Below are 7,086 nucleotides of genomic sequence, written 5' to 3' on the forward strand. Positions count from 1 at the left end.
ATAAGATGAACGTAGGTTGGGTTGAAGCATGAAACCCAACGCCCGCTCATGTTACGCTACCGCTAACCCATCCTACAAATAATTGTGCCTCCCTACTTAGGGTTTGCGGCAAAAAGTACGGGCGAAGCATTCGGATAGAAAATCTACGTTTCACCGATAGGTTATTGCCCGAATGCTTCGCCCCTACAGGACACGGGCCGATGAAGACGCAAGGTGTTGAAGCACGATTCTTTCAAAATCTTGCACCTGTTTCACGAGAAAAGCCACAAAACCCTTACCTTGCCTACATTTCACATTTATTCAGCAAACCCTACTTAATCCCAACCTTGGCGAGATTTTACAATTCCCGACGACCTTCTAAAGCTCTCGCTAAGGTTACTTCATCAGCGTATTCTAGATCGCCGCCCATGGGCAACCCAAAAGCGATACGGGTAACTTTAGTGAAGGGTTTCAGTAAACCCCCGACATACAAAGTCGTGGTTTCCCCCTCGACACTGGGACTGATAGCCAAGATAACTTCCTGAATTTTTTTCTGGCTGACTCTGGTGACTAAAGACTGTATATTTAATTGATCCGGTCCAATGCCATCCATAGGTGAGATAACACCCCCTAAAACGTGATATTTGCCCGAATATTCCCTAGTTTTCTCCAAAGCAATCACATCTCTGGAGTCAGCTACCACACAGATAGTCCCCGTTTCCCGGTTAGGATTGCGGCAAATTTCGCAGATCGGTTCGGCCGAAAGATGGAAACAAACCTGACATAATCCTACTTGTTTTTTGGCTGCTACGATCGCCTGGGCCAATTCGATCGCATCTTGTTCCGGTCGTTTGAGAATATACAGGGCCAGACGTTGAGCGCTTTTGGGTCCCACCCCGGGTAATTTTTGTAACTGCTCGATCAAACGAGCTAAAGGCGGTGTATAAATAGCAGTTAATCCTCTTATCAGTTATCAGTTATCAGTTATCAGATTTGAGTTTTCAAGTGAGCAGTGTTACATGGAAGTTTCCTGCTGTCTTTTCACTGTTTACTGCTCACTGTTTACTAACTAAGACCTTTTTGGTAAACGGACATCGATAACACTGGTGTTGAAATTATAATTATCTCCTTCTAACTCGATTAAAGTGCCAATTTTCACCTTTTGACCGCCAACAACCGCACCGGTATCGGTAACTTCCGCTTGACCACTGAGAGTCATAATCATATCTTGAGAATAGTTTTCTGTGCGGGGATCGGGGAGGACTTTCACGCTACCATCGGGCTGCGGAACTAAGACATTTCTCGATAAAGGTTTAACATTTTTTATATCCACTTGACCGGCCGGTTGATTACGAATAACAATATTAGTTTTCTTCTCGGTATTGAATTGATTAATCAAGGCGTTGGGATTGAGAACACTTAAACCCCGGACAATAACATCCACTTCTATGGGTTCTTTGGTAACTTGAGCGATCGTACTTTTACCACTCGTCCCCGGGACAACAAAAATACCGATAATTGTCAATAAAATTACTAAGGCCGCTCCGATATCAAGCAAGCTAAATTTACCGAATAAACGTCCTTTTGAGTCTAATAATTGCATAAGCGGTTCACTATAAAATTTTGGGGAGAAGGGAACAGGGGAACGGGGTGATGGGTAGGGTTGATTCATGAATCAACCCTACTATGAATCAACCCTAGGGTGATGGGGGATGGGGAGAAAATACAAATAATCTCCTATCTCCTGTCTCCTGTCTCCTGACTCCTGAATCCTGCCTCCTAACGGCTAGTAAATTCTATCACGATCGGAATCTTGGTCGCGGACAGGAAGTCTGACTTAAGATAGAAGATCGGAGTCTCACACGGAGCGATCGATAGACAATGGCGGGTAAAACTCAACTTAAGAAACAAGAAAAGCAATTATCTCCAGTGGATCTGACCCCTTCTGACGGTAACAACCTCGAAAAAGTTGCCCCCGTTAAACATTGGTCGATCGAAGATAGCGAAAATCTCTATCGCATCCAAGGCTGGGGAGAACCCTATTTCTCGATCAATGCCGCAGGAAATATTACCGTCTCGCCCCAGGGAGAAAGGGGCGGTTCTTTGGACTTATACGAGTTAGTTTCGGCGATTAAGCGGCGAAATATCGGTTTACCCCTGTTAATTCGGTTTAGTGACATCCTTGAGGATCGGATCGAGCGCCTGAATGCCTGTTTTAGCCGAGCGATCGCCCGTTATAATTATCCCAATGTCTATCGCGGTGTCTATCCGATCAAGTGCAATCAACACCGTCACATCGTCGAGTCTTTAGTGCGTTTTGGCAAACCCTATCAATTTGGGTTGGAGGCTGGTTCAAAACCTGAGCTAATGATTGCTTTAGCTACCCTAGAACCAGCCTTAAACGGCAAAAATGACAAAACACAACCATTGCTAATTTGTAACGGCTATAAGGACAAAGAATACATCGAAACCGCTCTTTTGACCACTCGTCTCGGTCATCGGCCTTTGATTGTCATCGAACAATTGGAAGAATTATATTTAACCCTGCGCGTCAGTCGTCAGTTAGGAATTGCCCCACATTTGGGAGTGCGTGCGAAACTGGGGACAAAAGGGGTGGGCCGTTGGGGATGTTCCACGGGAGACCGGGCAAAATTCGGTTTAACCGTCCCGGAAATCCTAACGGTGGTGACGGAATTAGAACAAGCGGGGATGTTAGATTGTCTGCAACTGCTGCACTATCATATCGGGTCGCAAATCTCCGCTATTAGCGTCATTAAGGATGCTATTCGCGAAGCTAGTCAGATTTATGTGGAATTAGCGAAATTAGGGGCAAATATGACCTATCTCGATGTGGGGGGTGGTTTAGGGGTCGATTACGATGGCTCAAAAACTAACTTCTACGCCTCAAAAAACTACAATATGCAGAATTATGCCAATGATATCGTGGCCGAGGTCAAGGAAGCTTGTGAAGATGCCCAGATTTCACCCCCAATTCTCATCAGTGAAAGTGGCCGGGCGATCGCTTCTCATCAATCGGTGTTAGTCTTTGATATCTTGGGAAGTAGTGAGGTTCCCCAAAATCCCCCCGATCCCTGCAATGGGAAAGAACATCTCATCCTCCGCAATCTCTGGGAAACCTACACGGGTATCGATGAGCGCAATTATCAGGAAGCTTATCACGATGCGGGACAGTTCAAAGAGGAGGCGATTAGTCTGTTTAATTTCGGTTATCTCAGTCTCAAAGAACGGGCGAGAGCCGAACAATTGTACTGGGCTTGTTGTCACAAAATTCTGCAAGTGGCCCGACAACAGGATTATGTTCCCGATGACTTGGAAGACTTAGAGCAAATTATGGCCTCAATTTATTATGCCAATCTCTCGGTTTTTCAGTCAGTTCCCGATAGTTGGGCGATCGATCAACTATTTCCAATTATGCCGATCCATCGTCTCGATCGAGAACCTACCCAAAGAGGAATTCTCGCCGATTTAACCTGTGATAGTGACGGGAAAATTGCCCAGTTTATCGATTTGCGCGGGGACATAAAATCAGTTTTAGAATTGCATCCGTTGGAGTACAAAAACGGGAAACATTCTCCAGAACCCTATTATCTAGGAATGTTTTTGGTGGGTGCTTATCAAGAGATTATGGGCAATTTACATAATCTTTTTGGCGATACTAACGTGGTACATATTCAGATGAGTCCCAAGGGGTACGATATCGAGTATCTAGTCAAAGGAGATACGATCACGGAAGTATTAAGTTATGTGCAGTATTCCGCAGAAGACCTGTTAGAAAGAATTCGTCTTCGTTGTGAACAAGCTTTGCAGGAAAATCGCATGACTGTGGAAGAATCCCAATTACTACTACAGGATTATGAACGCAGTTTGCGACGTTATACCTATCTAGTGGGTGGGGATTGATGATTGCTCTTGCCGATCGAGTAATCGATCGAGGATGATAGAAAATAGACAAAATAGATAGGCAGTAAGGGGAAGCAGTGGATAAGGGAACGCTGGTAGAATTTCGGGTGCAAGGAGAAAGGCGCTTAGGGGTGATCGATCGCCCAGAAGGGAAAAAAGATTGGATCGTCATCGATCAAGGGGGAAACCCGCATAAACTGCGTCCCCAACGCTTCGATTACATTATCAAAGCAGGTCCGTCCAACTATAAAGAGATTGGCAATTTTCTGCGGGAAGTCCAACCCTATCTAGATGCTAGTGGTTTAGAAGTGGCCTGGGAATTATTAGCCGGGGAAAATCAGTTAGTCACTCCCGAAACCATGGCCGAGATTCTCTTTTCCGATCGCAGTCCGCAGTTTTGCTATGCGGCCCATTGTCTCTTGAGTGATGATAAAGTTTATTTTAAAAATAAAGGGGATGGTTACGAAGCCCGATCGGAAAATCAGGTAGAGGAAATCAAACACCAGCTAGAGGTGGAACAACAGCGTCAACGGGAAAAAGGCCAATTTCTCCAACGTCTCCAACAGGCCCTGGCCGGTGAAACGGTAGAATGGTCAGAAAGCGATCGAATTCGTCTGGAATCTCTAGAAAAATTTATCCTCCAACCCGAACAAAAATATCCAGCAGCCATGGACATACTCTCCCTGCTGGGCCGTTCCCAAACCCCCGAGGCCGCTTTTGAATTGTTAGTCGATTTGAAATGGTGGAGTAGTCACGAAAACCTTTTCCTGCGACGCAGTTCCTACCCCGTTCAATTCTCGAAAAAGGTACTTGATGTGGCGCGTCTTAATTTACTCAATCCCCCTGCGGATGCGGATGTCAACAATCGTCTCGATTTAACCCACCAAAAAATTTATACCATCGACGATGAAAGTACCGAGGAAATCGATGACGGATTATCGGTAGAAATGCTCGCGGATGGTGGTCATCGTCTCTGGATCCATATTGCCGATCCTAGCCGTTTAGTGCTTCCCGATGATGAATTAGACCTAGAAGCGCGTCGTCGCAGTACCAGTCTCTATCTTCCCACGGGAATGGTTCCCATGTTTCCCCTAGAGTTGGCCGCCGGTCCAATGAGTTTGGTACAGGGTAAACTTTGTCCCGCCTTGAGTTTTGGGGTAATCCTCGATGAAACGGGGGCGATCGCCGATTATCGAATCCATCCTAGTACAATTAAACCTACCTATCGCCTCACCTACGAAGATGTGGACGAAATGTTACATCTGGATCTGCAGCATGAACCGGAAGTGAAGATTCTCAACCGTTGGGCCAAACAACGCCACGCATGGCGCAAATCTCAGGGATCGATTAACATCCAAATGCCAGAATCATCCATTAAGGTGAAGGCTAACGACGAAATTATCGTAGAATTGCAGGAGGTTTCCCCATCTCGGCAATTAGTGGCGGAAATGATGATTTTAGCCGGAGAAATCGCCGGTCGCTACTGTCAGGAACACGAGATCCCCGTGCCTTTCCGGGGACAACCACAACCGGAATTACCCCCCGATGAGGAGTTAATTTTACTACCTGCAGGCCCGGTGCGTTCCTGTGCCTTGCGTCGCTGTATGCCGCGCAGTGAGATGACGACGATTCCTAACCGTCATGCTAGTCTGGGATTGAATACCTATTCCCAAGTAACTTCGCCAATTCGCCGTTATACTGACCTTTTGACCCATTTTCAACTAAAAGCCCATCTCCGGGGCGATAAACTGCCTTTTACCCGGGATAGAATGCAGGAAATTCTCTATAGTGTCGCTAGTTCGGCCCAAGAAGCCACCTCGGTGGAACGACAAACTAATCGTTATTGGAGTTTGGAATTTTTGCGACGACAGGGAGATCAAGTCTGGCAAGCTCTGGTATTGCGCTGGCTGCGGGAAGAGGAAAATTTAGGCTTGATTTTATTGGAGGAATTGGGGTTAGAATTACCCCATCGTTTTGAGCGTTCGGTATCTTTAGGCGATCGCTTTCAAGTGCAAGTTAGTCGCTCTGATCCCCACCGCGATGAGATCCGTTTTCGCGAGTTATCGGGTTTTGTCTCCTCCCAAGCAAGTTAATCTGTCAGGCAAAAAGGAGTCACTTATCAGTGATCAGTTATCAGATGTGAGTTTTTAGTTATCCCTCGATTCCTGAATTGTGACGCTCCTTCAGAGGTTATCTGTTGGTGTCCATAATGTGGAGCTTGATTGTACTTTGATGTAGTGTTTTGCAGGTGCTGAAAAGGGAGCATTATCAAAAGAGATCTGCTAGAATTAAAGTGTTTGTTGCCAAGCGATAGTTCCATAGATAGGTTAGAAATGGTTGATTTTAAGAAGAAGTTGGGTTTGAAATCAATTGAGAAAAAAGTAGATCCCGTTGAAATTTATGATGAGCTAGACAGAAGGAGCGAGACTGGTCCTTTGCGTCCAGTGCAAAGAGAAATTCTAACGAACTGGTGGTTGAATCGTAAAGACGATAAAGATTTAGTTTTAAAGTTGCATACTGGGCAAGGTAAAACTTTGATTGGTTTGTTGATCCTTCAATCTAAACTGAATCAAAAGAAAGGTCCCTGTCTATATGTGTGTCCCAACAAATACTTGGTGAAACAAACTTGCCAAGAAGCAGAAAAATTTGGCATTGGATATATAACTATTGATGGCAGCAATTCTCTGCCTGATCAATTTCTAAACTCAGAGAAGATATTAATCACGCACGTTCAGAAAGTTTTCAACGGGAAGTCGGTTTTCGGAATTGGTGGAAAATTTACAAAAGTAAACACGATTATTTTAGACGACTCACACGCCTGTATAGATTTCATAAACGAATCCTTTAAGATAAAAGTAAACAATTCCCATATTCTCTATCAACGTTTACTCCAACTGTTTGAAGACGATCTAAGAGAGCAAGGTGAAGGCAGCTTTTTTGAGATAAAGAGTGGCGGAAGCACAACTTTTTTGCCAGTTCCTTATTGGAATTGGCAAGATAAAAAGTCAGAAGTTGTACAAATTCTTCTTGAACATACAGATGACACAAAAGTAATGTTCACTTGGGATTTAATCAAAGACAGTATTGATAATTGTCAATGCTTTTTTAGTGGCAAAGAATTAGAAATTTCAACTTATTTTAGTCCAGTCAACCAGTTTTCTACTTTTAGCAAGGCTGAACATAGAA

The 7,086-nt window shown here is 44.6% G+C and carries 5 protein-coding genes; 3 read left to right on the top strand and 2 right to left on the bottom strand.

Annotated elements, in window-relative coordinates; genetic code table 11:
* Positions 1-337 precede the first annotated feature (337 nt).
* Together recR and PX636_RS15110 are read right to left on the bottom strand one after the other, a co-directional pair.
* On the bottom strand, positions 338-928 hold the full coding sequence (gene recR, locus PX636_RS15105; RefSeq protein WP_071823408.1) for a recombination mediator RecR: 591 nt from the start codon (positions 926-928) through the stop codon (positions 338-340).
* Between the two features lie 120 nt (positions 929-1,048).
* Entirely contained in the window at positions 1,049-1,582 is a 534-nt protein-coding gene (locus tag PX636_RS15110; RefSeq protein ID WP_002737551.1) for a DUF4330 domain-containing protein, read from the bottom strand.
* Positions 1,583-1,860: 278 nt separating this feature from the next.
* Between PX636_RS15110 and speA the strand changes: the two genes are divergently transcribed.
* From speA to PX636_RS15125, 3 genes are all read left to right on the top strand, one after another.
* Positions 1,861-3,900, top strand: coding sequence for a biosynthetic arginine decarboxylase (speA, locus tag PX636_RS15115; RefSeq protein ID WP_149978976.1), 2,040 nt, complete (start codon positions 1,861-1,863; stop codon positions 3,898-3,900).
* A gap of 77 nt (positions 3,901-3,977) precedes the next feature.
* Positions 3,978-5,993 carry a ribonuclease catalytic domain-containing protein gene (locus PX636_RS15120; RefSeq protein ID WP_288117712.1) on the top strand — a complete coding sequence of 672 codons (2,016 nt, stop codon included), beginning with the start codon at positions 3,978-3,980 and terminating at the stop codon, positions 5,991-5,993.
* A 240-nt stretch (positions 5,994-6,233) separates the two neighbouring features.
* Positions 6,234-7,086: DEAD/DEAH box helicase family protein (locus PX636_RS15125; RefSeq protein ID WP_288117713.1), on the top strand; the 853-nt coding region annotated here is incomplete at its 3' end.

Source organism: Microcystis sp. M53598_WE2 (assembly GCF_030067735.1).
GTDB lineage: Bacteria > Cyanobacteriota > Cyanobacteriia > Cyanobacteriales > Microcystaceae > Microcystis > Microcystis aeruginosa.